The organism is Lentzea xinjiangensis (genome assembly GCF_900110955.1).
Taxonomy (GTDB): domain Bacteria; phylum Actinomycetota; class Actinomycetes; order Mycobacteriales; family Pseudonocardiaceae; genus Lentzea; species Lentzea xinjiangensis.
In genome coordinates, this window is record NZ_FOFR01000001.1 from 511,600 (window position 1) to 532,762 (window position 21,163).

The 21,163-nt window shown below is 64.2% G+C and carries 21 protein-coding genes and 1 tRNA gene; 9 read left to right on the plus strand and 13 right to left on the minus strand.

Translation table 11 applies throughout. The features are described 5' to 3' along the window. Window positions 1-65: 65 nt before the first annotated feature. Window positions 66-1,208, minus strand: a complete 1,143-nt coding sequence (dusB, locus tag BMW88_RS02570; RefSeq protein WP_177220902.1) for a tRNA dihydrouridine synthase DusB — start codon at window positions 1,206-1,208, stop codon at window positions 66-68. A gap of 317 nt (window positions 1,209-1,525) precedes the next feature. Here dusB and BMW88_RS02575 point away from each other — a divergent pair, with 317 nt between their 5' ends. Then, window positions 1,526-2,194, plus strand: a complete 669-nt coding sequence (locus tag BMW88_RS02575; RefSeq protein WP_177220904.1) for a DUF4241 domain-containing protein — start codon at window positions 1,526-1,528, stop codon at window positions 2,192-2,194. 111 nt (window positions 2,195-2,305) lie between these two features. Further along, entirely contained in the window at window positions 2,306-2,782 is a 477-nt protein-coding gene (locus BMW88_RS02580; protein ID WP_089948738.1) for a DUF6328 family protein, read from the plus strand. Here the strand turns inward: BMW88_RS02580 and BMW88_RS41605 are convergent. Then, on the minus strand, window positions 2,747-3,442 hold the full coding sequence (locus BMW88_RS41605; protein ID WP_177220906.1) for a hypothetical protein: 696 nt from the start codon (window positions 3,440-3,442) through the stop codon (window positions 2,747-2,749). The two genes, BMW88_RS02580 and BMW88_RS41605, sit on opposite strands and share 36 nt — an antisense overlap. A 346-nt stretch (window positions 3,443-3,788) precedes the next feature. On the opposite strand from BMW88_RS41605, the gene BMW88_RS02590 reads away from it, so the two are divergent. After that, window positions 3,789-5,243, plus strand: a complete 1,455-nt coding sequence (locus BMW88_RS02590; protein WP_089948740.1) for an MDR family MFS transporter — start codon at window positions 3,789-3,791, stop codon at window positions 5,241-5,243. A 197-nt stretch (window positions 5,244-5,440) separates the two neighbouring features. Further along, window positions 5,441-5,513: transfer RNA gene (locus tag BMW88_RS02595), tRNA-Lys, on the plus strand. 77 nt (window positions 5,514-5,590) lie between these two features. Here the strand turns inward: BMW88_RS02595 and BMW88_RS02600 are convergent. From BMW88_RS02600 to BMW88_RS02635, 8 genes are all read right to left on the minus strand, one after another. After that, window positions 5,591-6,772 carry a tyrosine-type recombinase/integrase gene (locus BMW88_RS02600; RefSeq protein ID WP_089948742.1) on the minus strand — a complete coding sequence of 394 codons (1,182 nt, stop codon included), beginning with the start codon at window positions 6,770-6,772 and terminating at the stop codon, window positions 5,591-5,593. After that, the gene (locus BMW88_RS02605) at window positions 6,772-6,966 is read right to left on the minus strand and encodes a helix-turn-helix domain-containing protein (RefSeq protein ID WP_089948743.1); all 195 of its coding nucleotides are present in this window, start codon (window positions 6,964-6,966) and stop codon (window positions 6,772-6,774) included. Before BMW88_RS02605 ends, BMW88_RS02600 begins: the two co-directional genes overlap by 1 nt. A gap of 17 nt (window positions 6,967-6,983) precedes the next feature. Beyond that, a complete protein-coding gene (locus BMW88_RS02610; protein ID WP_089948745.1) occupies window positions 6,984-8,588 on the minus strand; it encodes a replication initiator in 1,605 nt (534 codons plus the stop codon). Continuing rightward, entirely contained in the window at window positions 8,585-10,048 is a 1,464-nt protein-coding gene (locus tag BMW88_RS02615) for an FtsK/SpoIIIE domain-containing protein (RefSeq protein WP_089949436.1), read from the minus strand. The genes BMW88_RS02610 and BMW88_RS02615 overlap by 4 nt, the downstream gene beginning before the upstream one ends. After that, window positions 10,045-10,263 (minus strand): hypothetical protein, encoded by a 219-nt coding sequence (locus BMW88_RS02620; protein WP_089948747.1) that lies wholly within the window; start codon window positions 10,261-10,263, stop codon window positions 10,045-10,047. Before BMW88_RS02620 ends, BMW88_RS02615 begins: the two co-directional genes overlap by 4 nt. A gap of 223 nt (window positions 10,264-10,486) precedes the next feature. Next, a complete protein-coding gene (locus BMW88_RS02625) occupies window positions 10,487-10,747 on the minus strand; it encodes an AMED_5909 family protein (protein WP_245777522.1) in 261 nt (86 codons plus the stop codon). After that, window positions 10,734-10,937: a hypothetical protein gene (locus tag BMW88_RS02630; RefSeq protein ID WP_177220908.1), complete on the minus strand. Its 204-nt coding sequence runs from the start codon at window positions 10,935-10,937 to the stop codon at window positions 10,734-10,736. The genes BMW88_RS02625 and BMW88_RS02630 overlap by 14 nt, the downstream gene beginning before the upstream one ends. Window positions 10,938-10,978: 41 nt before the next feature. Next, window positions 10,979-11,431, minus strand: coding sequence for a hypothetical protein (locus BMW88_RS02635; RefSeq protein WP_143115949.1), 453 nt, complete (start codon window positions 11,429-11,431; stop codon window positions 10,979-10,981). Between the two features lie 170 nt (window positions 11,432-11,601). Between BMW88_RS02635 and BMW88_RS02640 the strand changes: the two genes are divergently transcribed. Then, on the plus strand, window positions 11,602-12,345 hold the full coding sequence (locus BMW88_RS02640) for a DUF5919 domain-containing protein (protein WP_089948751.1): 744 nt from the start codon (window positions 11,602-11,604) through the stop codon (window positions 12,343-12,345). A 9-nt stretch (window positions 12,346-12,354) separates the two neighbouring features. Next, the gene (locus BMW88_RS02645) at window positions 12,355-12,825 is read left to right on the plus strand and encodes an NUDIX hydrolase (protein WP_089948753.1); all 471 of its coding nucleotides are present in this window, start codon (window positions 12,355-12,357) and stop codon (window positions 12,823-12,825) included. 30 nt (window positions 12,826-12,855) lie between these two features. On the opposite strand, the gene BMW88_RS02650 is transcribed toward BMW88_RS02645, so the two are convergent. Next, window positions 12,856-14,202 (minus strand): hypothetical protein, encoded by a 1,347-nt coding sequence (locus tag BMW88_RS02650; protein ID WP_089948755.1) that lies wholly within the window; start codon window positions 14,200-14,202, stop codon window positions 12,856-12,858. A 303-nt stretch (window positions 14,203-14,505) separates the two neighbouring features. Between BMW88_RS02650 and BMW88_RS02655 the strand changes: the two genes are divergently transcribed. Both BMW88_RS02655 and BMW88_RS40790 read left to right on the plus strand, forming a co-directional pair. Next, window positions 14,506-16,518: an AAA family ATPase gene (locus BMW88_RS02655; RefSeq protein ID WP_177220910.1), complete on the plus strand. Its 2,013-nt coding sequence runs from the start codon at window positions 14,506-14,508 to the stop codon at window positions 16,516-16,518. 612 nt (window positions 16,519-17,130) lie between these two features. Continuing rightward, on the plus strand, window positions 17,131-18,195 hold the full coding sequence (locus BMW88_RS40790; RefSeq protein ID WP_143115950.1) for a hypothetical protein: 1,065 nt from the start codon (window positions 17,131-17,133) through the stop codon (window positions 18,193-18,195). An 887-nt stretch (window positions 18,196-19,082) separates the two neighbouring features. Here BMW88_RS40790 and BMW88_RS02660 read toward each other — a convergent pair. Both BMW88_RS02660 and BMW88_RS02665 read right to left on the minus strand, forming a co-directional pair. Next, window positions 19,083-19,463 (minus strand): site-specific integrase, encoded by a 381-nt coding sequence (locus tag BMW88_RS02660; protein WP_177220912.1) that lies wholly within the window; start codon window positions 19,461-19,463, stop codon window positions 19,083-19,085. A gap of 639 nt (window positions 19,464-20,102) precedes the next feature. After that, the gene (locus BMW88_RS02665; protein ID WP_089948759.1) at window positions 20,103-20,945 is read right to left on the minus strand and encodes an aminoglycoside phosphotransferase family protein; all 843 of its coding nucleotides are present in this window, start codon (window positions 20,943-20,945) and stop codon (window positions 20,103-20,105) included. Between BMW88_RS02665 and BMW88_RS41610 the strand changes: the two genes are divergently transcribed. Then, window positions 20,944-21,147, plus strand: a complete 204-nt coding sequence (locus BMW88_RS41610; protein WP_177220914.1) for a hypothetical protein — start codon at window positions 20,944-20,946, stop codon at window positions 21,145-21,147. The genes BMW88_RS02665 and BMW88_RS41610 overlap by 2 nt on opposite strands. Window positions 21,148-21,163: the final 16 nt, after the last annotated feature.

Below are 21,163 nucleotides of genomic sequence, written 5' to 3' on the forward strand. Positions count from 1 at the left end.
ACCGCAGCCCGGACATCGTAGACACACCGGACCGGGGCCGGTGGCCGAACGCGCAGGCCGGTGGCTCAGCCGCCCGAGTGCATGACGTCCGCGCCGGCCGGGACCGTCGCGTCCTCGGGGTCGTCGAGCCAGCCCTCCGGCAGCACGACCTTCGCGGCGGACCCCTGCCTGCCCCTCGGCCCCTCGGCGTGCTCGGGGAACGCGACGGTGGGGTCGAGCTGCCCGATGAGGTCGTCCAGCTCCTGCAGGCTCGACACCATCGCGAACGCCCGGCGCGTGTCGCCGCCGACCGGGAAGCCGTGCCAGTACCAGGCCATGTGCTTGCGCAGGTCGCGCAGGCCCTTGTCCTCGCCGTAGTGCGCCGCGAGGAGCTGGGCGTGCCTGCGCAGGACGCTCGCCACCTCGCCCAGGTTCGGGCCCTCGGGGACCGGTTCGCCCCGGAACGCCGCCTGCAGGTCGCGGAACAGCCACGGCCTGCCGAGGCAGCCGCGCCCGACGACCACGCCGTCGCAGCCGGTCCCGGCCACCATGTCGAGCGCGTCCTGGGCGCTGAAGATGTCGCCGTTGCCCAGCACCGGGATGCTCGTCACGGCCTCCTTCAGCCGGGCGATGGCCGTCCAGTCGGCCTTGCCGGAGTACCGCTGGGACGCCGTGCGCGCGTGCAACGCCACGGCCTGCGCACCCTCGTCCTGCGCGATGCGGCCCGCGTCGAGGTACGTCAGGTGGTCGTCGTCGATGCCGATGCGGAACTTCACGGTGACCGGCATGTCGCCCGCGTTGCGCACCGCGGCCCGCACGATCTGCCGGAACAGCTCCCGCTTGTACGGCAGCGCCGCCCCGCCGCCCTTGCGCGTCACCTTGGGCACCGGGCAGCCGAAGTTCATGTCCATGTGGTCGGCGAGGTTCTCGTCCACGATCATCTTCGTGGCCTCGCCGACGTTGCGCGGGTCGACGCCGTAGAGCTGCATCGACCGCGGGTGCTCGTCCTCGTCGAACGTGATCATGTGCATGGTCATCGCGTCCCGTTCGACCAGGGCGCGCGCGGTGATCATCTCGCAGACGTAGAGCCCGGCCCCGTACGTGCGGCAGAGCTGCCGGAACGCCACGTTGGTGATGCCGGCCATCGGCGCGAGCACGACGGGCGGATCGACCTCGTAGGGGCCGATCTTGAGTGCTGGCGTCGACAGGGGGGTGCTCACGTCACCCATTGTTGCCGTTGGTGGAGGCCACCTCCAACTGAGGCGTGACCAGCCACGCCGGTTCCAGCACCAGGACGTGACCGGACATCGGGCCAGAACGCGACTAGCCAGTTCCGCGCGGCCGTTCACTCCCGTCCTTCGAAGCGATCGTCCAACCTCGCCCGCGGTGGAGGTCAAGCCGCCGGACGCACGGCGACGGCGCCGCCCACCCGCTCGCCGTCACCAGCGGCTCCGCGACCGCGGCGGACTCCGCCGACCGCCAACACCCCGGTGCCCCGATCGGGTGTCGGGGGCTTCTGCCAACATGCCCTTGGAGGTGGCCTGGCGTGAGGGCGGTTGAACTGAGCAGAACCGGGTTCGAGCGATTCTTCGTCGACGGACCGGTCGGCAAGCCGACCGGCGGTGGCGAACAGCAGGTCGTCACGGTGCAACAGGTCGGTGAGCTGGCGCTGCCGACGGGCCGGCTCGTCGCCGCCGACCCGTTCGTGCTGTGGCCGGAGGACGCCGAGGCGTTCACCACCGAGGTCCCGCCCGGCAGGTACCCGGTGTCGGTCTCCCTGGTCTCGTGGGTGGACAGCGACGGGTTCCCCGACCTGCGGCAGGGCTACCGCGTCGCCGCCGCGAAGCTGACGGTGCGGGACGAGACCGCGTACTCGTGGCAGCCGGCGGTCCTGCCGGGTGAGCTCGTGCCGATGTCCGAGCCCTTCGGCTACGAGGTGAAGTCGAGCACCGGCGCGTTCTTCGACCTCGCCGCCGCCGAGGCGCTGGACCGGCTGGCCGGTGACGACGAGGTGGGCAACTGCGACCTGATCGACGCCCTCGGCGCGGTGGGCGGCGGCCGTGGCCCCGCCAACGTCACCGACCGGGTGTCCGGCCTGAACGTCGTGGCGTTCTCGACCGGGTGGGGCGACGGCGTCTACCCGACGTGGATCGGCCGCAACACGGCGGGCGACCCGGTCGCGTTCGTCACGGACTTCTTCGTCATCAACCGCTAGAAGGCGTGGTCACCGCGGCCGCGATCGTGTTCCCGGACCTTGGTTAACGGCATCGGCTCAACTCCCGCCACGTGGCGTTTCACGCCTGGTCGCGCCGGGTACGCGTCGTCGATGAGCGAAGCGGAGGAATCGGAGCACCACAGGCTCGCGCGCAACGTCAACGAGCTGATGCAGGAGCTGCGCGTGGCTCAGGCGAGCGTGCAGATCCTGTTCGGCTTCCTCCTGTCCATCGCCTTCACCGAGAAGTACGCCGCCACGAGCGCCTACATCCGGGTCACCCACCTCGTCACGGTGCTGTGCGCCGCGGTGGCCGTCGCGTTCCTCACCGCTCCCGCCGCCTGGCACCGGGTCCTCTTCCGCCAGGGCCGCCGGGAGGACGTCGTCAACTCGGGCAACAGCTTCGCCCTGATCGGCCTGGTGTTCCTCGCCCTCGCCATGACCGGCACCGTCTTCCTGCTGGCGGAGGTCATCCTCGGCGGCTGGTTGTCCATGCTGGTGGGCGGCCTGGCGTTCGCCATCTTCGGCGGCCTCTGGTTCATCTGGCCCGCGGTCTCACCCCAACGTGCTGAGGACTGCGAGCGCGCCTAGACCCACCGCCACGGGCACCGCCGTCAGCACGTTGCGCCTGGTTGGCCGTGGCTGTTGCAACAGGACGTGAACTCCCAACGGCACGCACGCGACGCACACCCCGACGGTCCCGATGATCGACACGACCTCCGTGCCCTTCAGAACCCCGAGCGGCAGCAGGCCCGCGGCCGCCAGCGCGACCGCCCGCACCGGCCCGAGCACCCCGCTCCGGTAGGCCCCGGCCGCCAGCACGAACCACCCGAACACGATGGTGAACGACAGGAAGCTGAACAGGTGCAACGCGCCGTACCCCGCGGCCACCAGCTCCGTCGCCCCGTTCACGCCCAGGTGCCCGGTGGCCGTGAACGCCGCGTGGTCCACCCCGGCGTGGAAGACCCGCCCGAACAACCCGACCGTCACGAGCACTCCGGCCCAGGCGGCCCACCGCGGCCGCTCCCGCCCGATCCGTTGCACCAGACAGGCCACCGCGGCCCACATGACGACGTTCCCGGCCAGGAACGCCGTGTACGCCGCCTTCATCAACTGAGGATGCTCAGCCACCGCCCGCAGTTGATCCGGGAAGAAGAAGTTGAACGGCGACCGCAACAGCGTGCCCACCAACAACAACACGGGGCCGACCACCAACGCCGTGCCGCCGATCCACCCGTTCGGAAACCTCATGCCAGATCACGTTGTCACCGCCCGCGTCCCGCAGGATCGGCCCACGGTCCGACCCCACATCTCGGCCCACGGTCCGACGGGCCCGAGAAGCGCAGGTCAGCCGTCCTCTCCGGAATCGGGCGGGCGGAATGTCGATTGGCGCCCCCGCCGTTCGACATGTGAGTGGGAGGACGAGGACCGGCGTTCGCCGCGGCGAATTCAGGTGAGACCGGCGCGGCGATGAGGAACACTCGGGGAGACCGATGAGTTCTGTCAGACCTGCCGGTCCCCACAGGTGTCACGACGCGGTGACGCCGGCGGCCTCGACCGCGACAAGACTGTGCCAGCAACCTAGTGAGGGCCTGACATGCCTGCTGCGATCCAAGACCAGCCGACCGCGAAAGCGAGCGGCACACCAGTGGTGGTGCGCCTGCTGGTGCTGGCCACGTTCGTGGTGATCCTGAACGAGACGCTCATGATCAACGCGATCCCGCGGCTGATGGAGTCGTTGCACGTCACCGAACACGCGGCGCAGTGGGTCTCCACCGCGTTCATGCTCACGATGGCAGCCGTGATCCCGATCACCGGCTGGTTCCTGCAGCGGGTCACCACCCGTCAGGGCTACACGATCGCGATGGGCGTCTTCCTCGCAGGCACCGCCCTGTGCGCCGTAGCGCCGTCCTTCACGGTGCTGCTGCTCGGCCGCATCGTGCAAGCCGCAGGCACGGCCGTGATGATGCCGCTGCTGATGACCACGCTGATGACCGTGGTGCCGGAACAGGATCGCGGCCGAGTGATGGGCAACGTCACCCTCGCCATCTCGGTGGCCCCCGCCCTGGGCCCGGCCGTGTCCGGCCTGATCCTGCAACTGGGCTCCTGGCGCCTGCTGTTCGTGGCCGTCCTGCCGATCGCGGGAGCCGTGACCTACTTCGGCCTGCGCCAGCTTAAGAACATCGGTGAACCGCAGGTGAGCACGATCGACTGGGTCAGCGCGGCGATGGCCGCCCTGGGCTTCGGCGGCTTCGTCTACGGCCTGAGCCTGTTCGGCGAAGGCGACGCCCAGCTCGGCCCGAGCATCGGCATCGTCGTCGCCGGCGTGGCCGCCATCACGATCTTCGTGCTCCGCCAGCTCAAGCTGCAGCGCACCGGCGCCCCGCTGATGGACCTGCGCACCCTCAAGCACCGCACCTTCGCCCTGTCGCTGGCCCTGATGTGCATCGCGTTCCTGGCGATGATGGGCTCGATGATCCTGCTGCCGCTCTACCTGCAGAACCTGCGAGGCCTCACCCCGCTGCAGACCGGCCTGCTGCTCATGCCGGGCGGCCTGGCCATGGGCCTGCTGGGCCCGACCGTGGGAAAGCTGTACGACCGCTTCGGCAGCCGCCCGCTGGTGCTGCCCGGCTCGATCGCCATCGTGCTGTCCCTGGCCGGCTTCACCCAGATCTCCACGACCATGCCGTACTGGCAGGTGCTGGCCCTGCACGCGCTGCTGATGATCAGCCTGGCGGCAACCTTCACCCCGATCTTCACCCTCGGCATGGGCGCCCTCCCGCCGAAGCTGTACCCGCACGGCAGCTCGATCCTGGGCACGTTGCAGCAGGTCGCCGCAGCACTCGGAACCGCCCTCGTGGTGACCGTGATGTCCGCGCGCACCGGCCAGCTGGTCACCGAAGGAGCTTCCACCGCGTCCGCTCAGCTGAGCGGGATGAGGCTGGCCTTCGTGGTCGCCACCGCTCTCGCCGTGGTCACCATCGTGGTCGCGGCCATGCTGCCCAACCGCACCGCGAAGACCGCCGAGGAACCGCTGCACGCCGCGGTGTGACCTCTGGCGTGCGGCTACTCGCCCCCAGGTCTTGTGGCCTGGGGGTTTCTTCTTGGGCAGCCTGGCTTTCGTCTCGCCCGCACAGCGCATGGGGCCGAGGGGGACGGTTGACGGGGAATTCTGTGGGCGCCACCACAGCCGTGAACCGACCACCCTGGTCAACTCGGATGCGGGGGTCGGTAGGCTGTCTGCGGCGAGGGCTGCTAGCTCAATTGGCAGAGCAGGAGACTTTTAATCTTCGGGTTCAGGGTTCGAGTCCCTGGCGGCCCACAAAACCCCCAGGTCATAGGCCTGGGGGTTTCGCTTTGTCCGGGTCTCCCCACACTTAACCCACACAAAACCGCTGGTCATTCAACTTCGTCGTCGTCCGCTTGATCGTCTTTTGGCCCTCCGAGCGCGTCCTCCAGGGCGTCAGCGGCCCGCCGATCGACCAGCTTCCGACCCATGTAGGTGTCCTGCGTCATGGACGGCCGCGCGTGGCCGAGCTGGTCCGCGACCTGCCGCGCGGAGAGGCCCGCCTCATCGAGGATGGTCGCCGCCGTCTTGCGGAAGACGTGCGAGGTGACCCATGCGAACTCGTCCGCGCCCCTCGCCTTCCGGAGGTCCTTCCGGGTGTTGGACGGGTCGCGGAGGCCGCCGAGGGCGTCCGGGAAGATCGGCCCGTTCGGGAAGCTAGTGGTCTTGCACCTCCTTTGGAGCATGTCGAGCGCCCATTGGGGCAGCAGGAGCGTTCGTTCACCGGCCTCCGTCTTGGTCGATTTCCGGATCAGCCCGAGGTCCTTGACCCTGATGACCGTGTAGTTCACGTTCACCGTGCCAGCGTCGAAGTCGACGTCGTCCCAGCAGACGGCCAGTGCCTCACCGATGCGGACGCCCGTGGCCATCATGAAGCGCGACAGGTCAGGCAGGTCCCGCTTCACGGCCCTGGGGTCCGACTCCAGCATCTCCAGCCAGCGGACCCGTTCCTCCAGCGTGAGCGCCCGCGGACTCTTCTTGCGGCCGGCCTCCAGCGGCTCCGCCTCCCGGACCGGGTTCGTGTCCAGCGCCTTGTCCCGGACAGCAATCCGCAGAGCCCCCGAGATCACCGAACGGGCCGTCTTCGCCGTGTCCACGCTGACCGACCGCCACAACGCGCCAAGGAACGCGTCAACCCGCGCCACCGTCATCTCACGAATCCGCAGCTCACCGAGGCCAGGGAGCACGTGCCGATCCATGATGCTCCGGTACGTGTCGACGCTGCTCGGAGACCTCTTCCCAGCGTCAGCGAGCGCCTGGAACTTCGTGAACCATTGGTCCAAGGCTTCCTTGAACCGGCTCTCACGCGTCAGCGAACTGCCGGAGGGCCCCTTCCTCTCGGCGAGCGCCTTTTTCAGGCTCCGCTCTGCGGCGCTCTTGGTCTTCCCCCACCGCTCGACCGGCCGCGTCTTGCCGTCGTAGTCGCGGTACTTCGTGGTCGCACGCCAGCCTGAATCCGTTTCGTAGCAACGAATCGCGCCGTACGTGCCGAGGTCCAGAGGCGGACGTCCCATCAGGCAGCCTCCTCAAGCAGGTGCTCGAACCAGCTCCGCACCTCGGACGGCAGATACCGCAGGTGCTTGCCAATGCGCCGAGCAGGCGGCCCGTAGTTCTTGGTCCTCCAGCCGTAGAGCGTGTGAACCGGGACGTTCAGGTAGTTGGCAACGTCATTGACTGTCCACAGTGGTTCAAACTGGCGTGCTTCCATGATGCTTCCCCCTTTGATCAAGCGGCGAACGGAGTTGCCGAACTCCCCGGAGGTCCGGCAGCTGCGAGCAGCGCGGCCGTGTACTCGGCCTTCCACCTGCGCCGCTCAGCGACAGCGCTCAACAGCAGATGTGCCCGTGGTGGCACGTTCGGGTCGCCGGGCTGGACGTTGTTCCAGACCAGCCGCTTCGGTTCGTCCGCGGGCTTGATCCCGACGTCTGCGAGCAGTTGCCGAACGAATGCCTTGCGGTCGTGCTTGTGGGCGGCGAGCGACTTCCCCGACCACTTCCGCGACACCAGGACGCGCCGCCCAGCCACCCCGAGCGTGGTCCGCTTGTGCGCCTTGCCCTTGCACTTGCCCGGCACCGTCGACATCCGTGCCCCGCGAGGCTGGACGCCATAAAGCAGCCAGATCGGGCACTGCGGCGAGCAGGGCGTGACCGCGAGCTCAGCGCACAGCCGTTCGGCGTGGTCCTCCTGGCGGGCCGTCTGCGCCTCGAAGCACTCGTTGATGCTCTTGATCAGGTACTTCGTCAGGTAGCCGATGTGGCGGCCGGCCTCTTCAGTCCCGCCGAGGATGCCCTTGGAGTGCACCTGCACCCCGAACCGCGCGACGTGCGCGGGCCGCTCCACTTGGTCGAGGGCGTCTTCCCAGGTAGGCAGGGCCTTTCGCGTCTGCGGATCAACGAAGCCCTTGGCCCGGACATCCCAGACTGGCAGGTTGTCGCCGCCGTACTTGATCTCGTCATGCTCAGGCCACCAGACCTGGTGGTACGTGGCCTCAGCGACCGCCCGCAGCTCCGCCCGCGAGATCGAGCCACGAACCGCCGCATGCCAGTGCGGAGCCAACCGCCTCTGCGGCTCGACCGCCGAGAAGTACTGGACCTCCCACCCGACGCACCTGCGAAGGTTCTGGACGAACCGATCGAGCAGCGCGGCGAAGTGCACCGCGTCCCGAGCCGCCCGCCGGTAGTTGTAGGTCGCCGGGTCAACGGGCGTGCCGTCACTGCGCACCTTGCCGTAGGTGTCGAGCGTCAGCGTGAGGAACGTCGAGGGCTGATACTTGCCGCCGAACACCTTGCCCACGGTGCGCTTGCTGACCGGCCGCCGAGGCAGGTTGGGCGCATCCTGCCGCCTCTTGGTCGACCGCTTCCGAGCTGCCTTGAGCGGCACCTCCAGAGAGGGGAGCGAACCGCGGACTCCGAGTTGCCGAAGTTCGGCGTCGACCTCCGCGACCTCTTCCCGGACCTCCTCCGCTCCGACCTCGTCACCCTCATCGAGGGCCAGGCGGAAGGCCTTCACGAGGTCAGCCCGGTAGGCGGTCAGCTCTCGCTGTTCGTCGCTCGGAGCGTCCGGCGTGAAGTCAGGCTCCTCCGTCAGGTGCCATCCCTCACGACATTGCGCCATCCGCAGACGCCGGTTCTTCTCCGCGCAGGTAGGGCACACACTCGCGACCGTCGAGCCACACGGCACAGGCACGATGTCCACGCGTCCGGTGTCGAGGTCGATCCGTTCCTTGGCCAACGGCCGAACGCAGACGCCGTGCTCCTCAGCGACGGCCCGAGCGATGTCGAGTGCGGCCGGCTGCTTCATCCGCTTGGAACGAGTCAGGTGCTCGGTCATGCCGCCGCCCTCCCGTCTGTCCGCTCCGGGAACTCGTGAACGGTGGCCGGGGCGAGGTAGACGCCCAGCTCAACCAGGTCCGCATCCGTGACGTGGAAGGCCCTCGCACGCTCCGGTTCGCGCTGCCCGTCCTCTTTGAGCCAGGCGACACCGGGCGTGTTCTCGCTGATCTCATGAGCAGCCGCGCCGCGTTGCCGAACGCCGTCGCCCAAGACCATGTCCACCTGCACCGGCTCGTCCAGGCGCAGGGCAACGCGAGTGGTGAACAGGTGCCGGAAGCTCACGACCTCCTTGCGCGGGTCTTGGACCAAGCCCACGACGGCGTAGCCAGGCGCACGTCCCTGCGAGGTGATCGTCTGCACGGCACGCGTGGCGCGCTCACGCAGGTTCCGATCAGGCTGGTAGGCGATCAGGTCCGCCAGCTCGTCCACGATGAGGACCGTGAACGGTTCACCCGTGCTGCGCGCCCAGAGCCGCCGAATACCTCGGTAGCGAGCCGCGCGCTCCTTGACCTCAGCGGCGATTTCTTCAAGCAGGGCAATGGCTTCCGGCCCGTTGTCGTAGACGACCTTCTCGAATGCGTCCGGACACTGACCCAGTTCCATTCCGCCCTTGGGATCGATGCCGACGAGGCGGACGAGCCCAGCCTTGATCGCCGGGGCGAGCTGCCACACGATCGACCACAGCACCGACCCCTTGCCCGCACCAGGCACACCGACCACGAGCACCTGCGAACCGAGCAGCTTCAGCCGCCAGGGCTTCCCGGTCTCGGTCCGGCCGACGACCACGCGCTTGAGGTCGACCTCTCCGACATCGGCGAGCGGCGGCACGACAACCGGCCGCGACAGCGGATCGGAGTGGATGAAGTCGAGCTCAAGCACGCGCGGCTTGAGCACCCGCACCCGGCAAGACCGGGCGTTGAACGAGTGCGCCAGGTTGTCCCGTCGTGCTTCCCACTGCTCCGGCGACTGCGCGGTGATCATCCGTACCCGGACCTTGTCCCGCCAGCCCTCAGAGCGAATCCGGCGCAGCTTCGGCCGGTACTCCTTCCCCCGGCTGTCCTTGGTCAGCTCCGCCAGCCGCATCACGGTGCGCCACTGCGGCACGTAGACCGTGAGCCGACGCCACTCCGTCAGCAGCCGATACCAGCCGTGCCGCAGGAACGACTCTCGGTCGAAGCCGTACCAGAGGGCCAGCGCACACACGAGCGACAGCAGCGCCAGGACCAGTGGCGAAAGCCCGAACTGCCGGTAGCCGGCATAGCCGCCGAGGCCGAGCGTGAAAGCCATCGGGTACCGCACGGCGAGAACCGCGAGCCTCACCGCCAGGCGCACCGCCAGCCAGAGCAGCGCGAACGGCGCGAGTACGACCTTGACCCAGCCGGGAAGCCATACCCACCAGGGAACCTGCGGACGTGCACCCTCGAACGGTGCGGGATCGACCCATCGGTTGCCCTTCATCGCGCACCGCCAGCGCACTTGAGGCACTGGAAGACGGTGCCAACACTCGGGATGTGCCCAACAGGCCGGAACGCTCCCGACTCCGTGGTGTGCTGTGACTTGCAGGTCAGGCACTCGAAGCCCTCAGCCTGAGCAGCCGTCAGATCCAACGTCTCCAGGCTGCCGCCGTCGAGCATCACGACGTAGCTGGAAACGGTCTGCTTGCTGGCGATCATCCGATCCCAGAGCAGTTGTTTCGTGGCCCTGTCTGGCGCAGGAATGCGCCCAGGCTCTACGCTCATCTTGTTCACTCCCGAGTTGGGTGGACAACGCAGGAGCGGCGAGGTTGGTAGCCGGGTTCCGCTCCTGCGTCTCACGTTCTCTTTGCACCGCAACAAGACGTGCGGCATCGCCACGTGACCTAGCAGAGTCACGCGTTCTGTCCAATAAGGACTCCTGCTACTTCTTCTCCGTCACGGTGACCTTGATCGCCTCCCCCTTCTCGCGCTCACGGTTCGCCCAGTAGACGGCTTCGTGGTGGTGACTGCGATCGGTCTCGGCGACCCGCGCGTAAACAGCGGCCGAGCGGAGGTAGTACTCCCGCAGGACAGCGGGAGCAGCCTTGGGGTTGGGCATGAGCTTGCTCAGCACGTCGTGCGCCTCGCTCAGCGTCCGAGCCTGCTCAGCAACTCCCCAGTGCATGGCCTCAGCCGCGGACATCGGGAGCCTCCTCCGTCAGCGCATGACGCCCCTCCTGCCGAGCGGCCGAAGCCTGGAGAGCCCGCCACCCCTGGTCGAGCACGTCCCGCAGCTGCGGGACCACATCCCGGTCGACGACGAGCACGGCGGGGAAGGCGTTGCCGAAGCGGATCTCAATCCGGTCGGCGAACGGCATCGCAAGGGGCCGCATCGGCACACCGTCGGTCAGGTGAACACGCACCAAGTCAGGCATCACGCCGCCTTAGCGGCTGGCTTGCCGACGACCGGCTTCATGCCGGAGGCCCGCAGGCTGTAACCGAGCTTGGCGCGGCAGCGGTGACGCTCACCCGAGTGCACCCCTCGGCACGCCTTGTCGTCGATCCACGGCGTGACCGTCAGCCCCTCGAACACGACCGGCCGGACGTCCGTGCCGGGGATGGCCTCCGGCGGCACCGGCTGGTGAGGCGCGGAGATCTTGACCGTGACCACCGCGTCCGTCTTGCGCTCCGCGGCCTGGTCGATGACCAGCACAGACCACACGAGGAGACCGGTCTCCTTGTCCTTCTCCTGCTCGGGCGGCAGACCCTTCGCCCGCTCTTCGGCGGACTGGAACTTGAGCACGGGCTCAACGCCCATCACGAGCGCGCCCCTGGGAAACACGAAGTCGTGACCCGCAGGGAGCCTGCTCCCACCTGTGATCGCCATCGTGGCTCTCCTGTCGTAGGTGTCGTCCAGACCGGTTGCCTGGAGTTCTCGACACCTACGACTTTCGGCTGAAAACCGGGACGTGAGCACCGCATGGCGGGACTTCTAGAGACGTCCCTACTAACGTAAGACGTCCCTGACGTCCCCGAGGACGTCCGACAGGAGCGATCATGGCGAATGAACGACTACGAGATGCGTTGCTACGCAACGGACTCACATACGAGCAGGTAGCCAAGGCCACGGGCGTCGACCAGAAGACCGTCGAACGCTGGATCACGAAGGGCCGGGCACCGTACCCGCGCCACCGCAACACCATCGCGTCGATGGTCAAGGAGACCGAGACGTACCTCTGGCCGGACGCGGTCGCGCCAGAGCGGAAGGCAGAGATCACCGAGTCCGAGGTGGTCAAGCTCTACCCACACCGGAACTCGATCCCTGCGGACTTGTGGGACCACCTCATCACGAACGCAACCCGGCACGTGGAGGTGCTGGTGCACGCCGGCATCTTCCTGGTGGAGCGGCCGACGTTCATGCGCGACCTGGCCAACAAGGCCGCGAACGGCGCACGTATCCGGCTGATCTTCGGCGATCCGGCCAGCCGCGAGGTTGCCAAGCGCAGCGATGAGGAGCAGCTCGGCAAGGGCACACTTGGGTCCCGCATCCGCAACGCACTGGCGTTCTACCGACCACTGGTGGGCGTGGACGGCGTTGAGATGCGCTTCCACAAGACGACGCTCTACAACTCGATCTTCCGCTTCGACGACGAGATGGTCGTCAACACGCACGTCTACGGCTTCCAGGCCGCGCACGCTCCGGCGCTACACCTGCGGCGGCTCGCTGCGGGTGATCTCTTCGAGACCTACTCTGAGAGCTTCGAGCACGTCTGGAACCTGTCCAAGCCAGCAACGTTCTGAGGGAGCCACATGGCCCGCGTGGACTACTTCCACGACCCGCACGCCCCCAAGGCCAACAGCCTCCGACCAGCTGTCAGTGCATTCGTGCAGGATGACGCCGGCCGGCTACTGATGATCCGCCGCACCGACAACGATAAGTACGCGATTCCTGGCGGGCAGCAAGAAGTCGGCGAAACCCTTACCCAAGCGACGATTAGGGAGGTAATGGAGGAGACCGGCGTCGCCGTCGAAGTAACCGACCTAATCGGCCTCTACTCTAACCCAGAACACGTCATCGAGTACGACGACGGAGAGGTTAGACAAGAGTTCTCTATTTGTTTTCGAGCGCGACCACTCGGAGGCGACTTGCGAACGAGCAGCGAGTCGAAGGAGGTCCAGTGGGTCTCACTCAACGAAATCGATCGACTGGACATCCACCCATCTATCCGACTGCGCATAAATCACGCACTCGCCGAAACTACGACCCCCTACTTCACCTGAACTAAGTAGGTGGATCGGAACCAGCAGCTCCTATACGGGCCGCAAGGCAACTGCACTTTCCCTAAGGAGATGTGACGTCGCCCCCCGCCTTCGCAGATGCCTTGCGACGCGCACTTCCTCCACACGCCAACCTGCAAGCTCAGAAAGTGCGCCCATCATGACATCTGCCGCGATTATGAATGAGTCCGATTCGCTGCCATGAACCGAGTTGCCAACTATAAACACAAGCTGTGATCCATCAGCAGCAAGACGCCGACAATTGATTAGGACCTGAAGCATATCATCGGCATATCCGCGTACGATCTGTTGACGTCCGACACGGTACCGCGCATCGTCCGGTATTGACGCAATAATAGGGTCGACTATGCGATCGAACTTCCGCTCTAACGGAAGGCCGCGGTAGAGGTACGTCTCATCGAACCGGACGCTTGGATGACTGCGGACAGTCGAGAGTCTTTGTTTGCGCATGTCGAGCGAGTTCTCATAGCACCCAAGCACCCAAGCCTCAGTCTTATAGACTTCAGTGTAGTCGATGTTGTTCGGGTACGGCGGAGAGAACACGATGAGATCGAACTTCGCATCTTCCTTAAGGTACTTGTGCGGGACTCGCCCGTCACCATACTTTACTGAGGCAGATCCACGCACAGAAGTTATGCCCTTAAGATCCTCTGCAACAATCTCGACCGCCGAGGTGAACGAATCCCAGGGATCCCGCGGTTTACGATTAGCTTCAAATCGAAGAGCTCGGCCGTCACGACGAAGCATTGAGGCCGGTTCGACAGCAGAACCCAAACACACGCGGAATATATCGCGAATAATTCCCGCTGACGCATTATCGATTGCCATACGAAGTCTCAAAAGGGAGCCAATGTTGCCGGGTGAGAAATACTTCTCGTTCGCCAGTGTGGCTGAAGGCGGAATCTCTACACGGACAGCCTGAAGTTCCCTGTACGCCTTGGACACAGCAACTAGCTGGGTAGCTAGCGGCTTGACCAGCTTACTTCCCTTGAGTCGCGCACTCGCTTTAGTTTTGCCAAGCAAGTATAGGAACGGGTTCCTTTCCACGCCTACTGCGTGAGCGTCAATCCCGAACTCTTCAGACAGCGCAATAGCGCTTACAAGTGTGGTACCACTTCCAGCAAACGGGTCGAAGACAGCAAATCCGTCCTCCGTTTGCAGGCCGGCGTCCTTCACCACACGGCGAAGTAGTTGGTTTGAATACGCTTCCTTGAGGTGGAACCACCTATGTATCGGCTCAACATTGTTGCCCGTCGGTACTACTAGACGACTGTAGTCCGCACTCCGGTCCACCACGTGCCACTTACTCTGGAGCGACTCATAGTGACGGGTCAGCGCATCTGCGCTGGCCTCAGACATGGGCGTCTCCTGCAAGTAGGCTGGATGCGCATCGGCCAACAGGCTTGCCGGCGGCGACGACCTCCTATCTTCGCACGTACTGCGCACTCCAGCGCACTAGACCCCCGCCAAAGTTGGTCGTGTCGCGTCATCCCGCGTCACGACGGCAAGTCACCACACCGCCTTGCCGTCACCAGCTCTCCCAAGAAGAGCCTCCACCGAGGCGCACGGTTAGGCCATAAGTGGTACTTGTGTTCGGAGCTGATGTGCGCCGCTCGACGGTTCTCTATGGTCACCGATCAGACGTCAACGTCCGGAGTCGCTATGAACAACGTCCCAGCAGGCGAGCAGCTGGCCACCGGTGGTGGATCAGTGCGCCTCCCTGTCGTGCAGACGATCGAGATCAACAACTTCTCCCTGTATCGGGAGAACCCTCGAATTAGCCTATCCTTTGGCGACGGGGTTTTCTGTCTTGCTGGGGCGAATGGACTCGGAAAGTCAACATTCCTCGCGATACTCAACTATGCGATCACAGGGATTGTTGCCAACCCAGATCAAAAGTTCATGTCACTCAAGGAATATTACAAGGACAGCCTCAAATACAGTGGCCTGTACTTCACAGGCAGGGTGTTCGAGCTTGAACGACACCTAGCCGAGGTGACGATCTCATTCACGGTAGGACGGGCGCAATATTCGCTGACGCGCGGCATCTTTGAGCCGCGAGCTCTCCGCAAGCTCAAGGTGCTCAATTCGTCCACGGAAAATGACTACGAGCATGAGATTGAGTCTGCGGACGAAGACGCAGCATCTGAGTTGCACAGCGTTTACGTTCGAAAAATAGTGCAAGACGCCGGCCTAGCGACCTTCGATCAGCTTGTCTTCCTACAGCACTTTCTCCTTACGTTTGATGAGCGTCGACACCTGCTATTCTGGGATCCGGAAGTAGCACAGCAGGCATTGTTTCTAGCTTTCGGAGTTGATGGCGAGCTCGCCGAAAAGGCTGACGAGTGGCGCCGCATAGCAGACAGGCTTGAGTCGCAGGCACGAAATGCGCAGTATCAAGCAACGACTGCCCGGCAACGCAAGGAAGAGATTCAAGGTCGAGCGGGTACCACGACCGAACTGAACCCCGACCTACTGCTCGCACACTCCGAGCTCACCCAGGCTCGCGATCAGACGGCAAGAGTCCGCGATCTCAGAAGCCGAGATGTATCGGATGCTTCGCTCGTTCTGTCACGCGCTACCGCCAAGCGACACGCTCTCGAAAGTGACTACGATCGGGCTTTTAATGAGCGCTTGAAGCCAGGGGCTAACCCTAGGCAGCATTCCCTCGTTAGCAACCTAATCACACAGCACACGTGCGGCATTTGCGGCACCCACGCTGACGGTGTCGAAGAATCAGCAGTTTCACTGATGGCTGACGATAAATGCCCACTTTGCCAAACATCCACGAAGCGCACCGGCGAACCAGGGATCGATTTTCAACACCTGGAACGCTTGGACAATGAGTTGGCTAGCGCAGTTCAAGAAGTAACTGTCGCAGAGAGCTCTCTAACCCGTTTGACTAAAGAACTCGAAATCGCCGAAAACGACTACGCTGACGCACGCGAGCGCCTGAAGGAATTCGAGAAGCAGAACGATATATCAGCAGAAGATGTGGCAAAGCCAGAACCAGATGACGTACTTAGCAAGCTCGTAAAGCAGCTGGAAGCGGAGCAGCAGTCAGCTGTAGAGCGAAGGGACGACTTCCGGCGGACCAGGGACGAGTACCGCAGTAAGCTGACTCCTGTTCAAAACGAACTCGCCGAGAAGTATTTCGAAGCTGAAGTAGAATTTGTTCCTAAGTTTCAGGAACTTGCCTACCAGTTCCTAGGGCTCGATCTTCGCGTAAACATGGAACAGCGCGCCAAGGGGGCAGAGCTCACCTTGGAGATCGAAGGAACCCGTCGACGCATGACCACCCAGCTGTCCGAGAGTCAGCGATACTTCGTTGATATCGCACTGCGAATGGCACTAGCTCAGCACATGGTCGGTGAAGGAAATCCCGCTTGCCTGTATATAGATACGCCTGAGGGATCGCTGGATATCGCTTACGAAAACCGGGCTGGGAGCATGTTCGGAAAGTTTGCTGTTGCCGGAAACAAGCTAGTCATGACGGCGAACATCAACTCCAGTCGCTTGGTTCAGCAGTTGGCGCACATATGTGGGGCCGATCGAATGAAGATCGAGCGAATGACCGAATGGACCGTTCTTTCAGAAGTCCAGGCTGAGTCTGAGGCATTGTTTGACGAAGCCTACCGAAAGATCACCGGTGCGCTTTACGAAGTGACGCCGTGATGATCACCAGCGGGCGCCCATTTGCTTCGTTCGATGCCCTGTACTTGACGGGCAGCCTTGGAGCCCAAGGCGAGAAAGCTACCCTAGCCGAGATACACGTATTTGCTTACCTAGCGTGCCTACTTTCGGTTTATGACGGCAAACCAAGTACGGCATGGCGGTACGATTTCTCCGCAACCGAAGTCACGGCGCCGTTTAGCAATGACCTTCTTGGTGCATCGCTCGCTCTCACTGATGCGGGACTATTGACTAAATCGTCCCTTGTCTACTCGATTACCGACGCCGGCTCCAGCGAGCTAAAGCGATGGCGTGGGCTCCGACGCTTTGCTGAGCGCATCTCGTACCTGGAGGGCGCACTAGGCGCCGCAAGCACTTTGCCGGTTAATGCTGTGTCGCAAGGCCTAGATCATGAGCCGCAGATCCTACTTGCAAATAAGCTTCGAAGTCCGCGCCCACTTCTGGACAACGCAGGACGGACCACACTACATAGCCACTTTCGTGCCTTGCGAACGGCACTTGGTGACGATATTTCGGACCTAATGGTGCCGGCAGTTATTTGGATTACCTTTCTTCTTGAAGAAAGCGCACCGGAAGAGGTCGTGGAGCGCGCTGATGGGTGTTGAGCGAATCGGCGAGATAGTTCGCGAGCACTATTTGACAGCGGTGGCACGTAGCTACGGCTCGAAGGGCACTGACACTGTCCGGACTTTGGTTCCAACCCTGAAAGAGATTTTCGCGGTCCTTGACTACGAGTCAATCAACGGATCGCTAACAGTGTTTCAGACTGTCGATCCAACGCAACGACCCGTCGCGGAAAGCGAAGCTTATACACTGACCGGCGCAGAAGATATTCCTGTACACAATCTAGGAACGCTGACCATCCAAATCCTCGGCAATGGGCAGCTTCTGCTTTGGAAGAAGGATGTTCCTCCGCTTGAAGTTTCTGACGGCGCGATCGTGTATCGGTTTGAGCCGGACAAGGGCGAAAGAATGTGGATCGATGGCGAGGAGCGGGCTGCAGACCTGCCTGGCTATGTTCACCTCTTTGGCATTCCGACTTTCCTGGATCTCGCTGATGCGCTCCAACACTACAGCGTGCACATTGCGCGCCCGAGCGAGTGCCCGTATCTCACCTCGGCTTGGCGCGAAGATGGTCGCGTCATGTGGAAAGCCAAACCCGAAGAGCTTATGCGATTGTCTTTGTATCAGTTCTTGCGAAGCGCACTTCGAACCGGCCGACCCGATATACACCAGGAAGCACCCACAGATGCCAACAATCCTGTTGATATCACCGTTCGGTGGGCAGATTCAAACCGCATCGCCATTATCGAAGTGAAGTGGCTAGGCAAGAGCGGCGTACTGGATCCACCTGCATTCAGAAAGGCGTACAGCGAATCGAGGGCGCAAGACGGCCTTCGCCAGCTCGCCAGTTACCTTGACCTGACTAAATCCCGTGCCCCTAGATACGACCAGCGTGGCTATCTCGCGGTCTTTGATGGTCGTCGTGCGCGCGTGAAGGTAGAAGACACACAGTGCACCAGAGAGAACGGGATGGCTTACGTCGATGCGCACATCTCGTATGATCAAGATTTGCTAGACCGGCATGACGTAGCTACTCCAGTCCGCTTTTTCTGCGAACCGCGATGGGTTCTAAAGAGCCCTTCGAAAGGTGGCTGATGCTGCTGAATTCAGCTCTACAGGATCAAGGCGCCGCCGCTGGCGGCGCGTGCGGTCTGACGCCGCACCAGCATCCATCCCGGCACTCCCGGCATCCGCTTCGCTGCGCCGGTCGGCCGGGCGGCGCTGCGCGCCGGACCTCAGGGGCCAGCTGACGGCCTACCCGATCAGAGCTTCATTCGTCCCCGGCTCCCTACGAGCGCCAGCGCAGTCACCCAGGTCGGCTGGGCACGGCGCTCGACTGCCGCGACGGCTGCGCCGCCTTGCCACCGATCAGGCACCAGACGAAGCCGCGGAACGCTTGACAAGCACCAGGCCAAGCCACCCGATGCTGCGAGCATGACAACGGCCCGACGACGCCGCGTCAAGGCTGGAACGAGTACCTTGACCCAGCATCACCGGCCGCGTTCGAGGCTCAGTGTCGGGATGATGGCAAGGGTGTGGGCGGGTCCAGGAAACCAAGATCAACCCACACTTAACCCTCACAAAACGACGACAGACGTCGCAAAGCGACTGTCCACAGTGCTCAGATCAAGACCGCATCCGTGCAGGTAGTCAGCACTGTCGAGGAAGACCAGCGAACAACGCCAAGCGAAGGCTCTTACTCTTCGGGTTCAGGGTTCGAGTCCCTGGCGGCCCACCAAACCCCCAGGTCACAGGCCTGGGGGTTTCGCATCGGAAGATCGCTGATACGCCTTTGATGCGCTTTACTCGCTGACTCTCAATCTGCGTCGTCTCCGGTTCGCCCTGCTCAGGCCGGTCGAGTGCCCCTTCCAGAGCGTCAGCGGCCTTCCTCTCAACTGCCTTCCGGGCGAAACAGGTGTCCTGGGTCATGGACGCTCGGGCGTGCCGAGTTGGTCCGCGACGACCCGCGCGGAGAGCCGGTCTCATCGAGGATCGTGGCCGCCGTCTTCCGGAAGACCTGCGAGGTCACCCAGACGAACTCGTCCCCTCCACGAGCGTTCCGGATGTCCCTGCGGGTGTTCGACGGGTCGCGCAGGCCACGGAGGCTGTTCGGGAAGACCGGCCCGTTCGGAAACAAGCGTGACCTCATGTCGCCGCCGCACGATGTCGAGTGCCCACCTGGGCCGCGGTAGCGTCCGCTCTCCCGCCTCCGTCTTGGTCGACTTCCTGATCAGCCCGAGCCCAGCGGCCCGGATGACCGTGTAGTTCACGTCGACCGTCCCGGCCTCGAAGTCGATGTCCTCCCAGTAGACAGCCAGCACCTCACCGATCCATACACCCGTGGCTGTCATGAACCGGGACAAATCAGGCAGGTTCCCTCCGGACCGCCGCAGGGTCGGACTCCAGCATCTCCAGCCACAACAGGCGCTCCTCCCGCGTGAGCGCATGTAGTCCGCAGATCCTGACATCTCAGCCCTGGGAAGCCAGTTGCTCGAAGATGCCCGTAGCTGACAGCCTCTGACCATCGACTCAACAGGTGTCGCCGGGGCACCCGAGGCTATTGGCCAAACCAGCGGTTGTAAGAGGCGGCAGGTTGATACCCGCACGCGTGGCACACGATCGGTGCCCTGAATAGTCGCCGCTGGAACCCGGCGCACTCAGCTACGGCACCGCGTATAGGGCAATGGCCGGCAGTGCCGCGCCAAGGCTGGAACGAGCGCCTTGCCCCAGCACCGTCGGCCGTTCGAGGCTCACTGTCGGGTTCCGATGTCAGAGGCACAAACGGTCCTGCAGGAACAAGACCGTGATGCGCTTCAGTCCTGTGAAACGACGGCAAAGGTCGAGAAGCGACTATCCACAGTGGGTTGCGTTCTCAAGATCATCGGCATGTCTCGATGCGCTCACCCCGGCCTGATTCGTCCGCCGGCTCCTCTCCCGAGCGTCAGCACGGTCATGGCGCACCAGGCCGCGAGCACGGCAACGGACGAGGGCGGTCCGGAGGGCTAGCCATGACCAGCTGAAGCGTGCGCCTCCAGCCAGGGCACGATCGCGGCGACGAACCCGTCGGGACTGGTCATGGGACGACCGTTCATGGTGGCGACCAGGTGACCGGCGCCGAACAGAGCGTCCCACGTGCGGGCGCGGCGGTAGGTGACGGCGGGGACGGCGCGGCGGACGTTGTCCCACCCGTGCCAGGACATCTGGGCGGCGTCGATGGCGGGGTCGGCGGGCATGGCCGTGTCCCAGTCGAGGATGCCGAGCAGTTTCCCGTCCGGTGACCAGTGCACGTTGGAACCGCTGAGATCACCGTGCACCAAGGCATCGGGCACGGGCTCCAGGGCCAGGGCGGCGTCCAGGCGGCGTTGCGCCTCGGACTGCCAGCGTGCCGGCAGGCGGGGGATGATCTCCTCGGCGATGACCGTCGACCACGACGGGCCCAGTGCACGGCCGTCGATGGCCGCCAGCAGCGGGTCGTCCAGCGGTACGGACCGCACGGCCTCCAGCACCTCGGCGACCCGTGCCGGGTCACCGGCCCCGCGGGGCAAGGCCACGCCGTCGATCCAGGACACGGCGACGGCGGCCCGGTCGCCGAACGTGGTCACGGGAGTGAGCGGCTCCGGTACCTGGAACGGCAGTCCGGCGGAGGCCAGCCGCCGCAACACTTCCACGCCGCGGGGCATCGACGCGGCGGCCAGTGGGCGCTTGCTGACCCGCACGGCGGCGATGCCCGGGATGAGCAGCACGTCGTGGATGTTGCCTTCGGTCGCGACGAAGGCTTCGTCCAGTCGCACGCCGGGCAGCAGTGCGGAGGCGATCGTCAGCAGGTCCGGCTCGGCCTTCGTCATGGGTGAAAACTACATCCGGGTACGACGCGGCAACTGTCCACTGTGGCCGCACGAGGCACTTGATCCGCGGTTACGTGCTCAAGATCCATTGATGAATCCGCTGGCAATCGCTTCGGAAAACCATATTGCCGATGCCTCGTGCGGCCAGATGGCGGAATCCGACACCGATATCCGGATGCATCTGCGCGGATTGTCTTCATGACAAATCAAAGCGGATG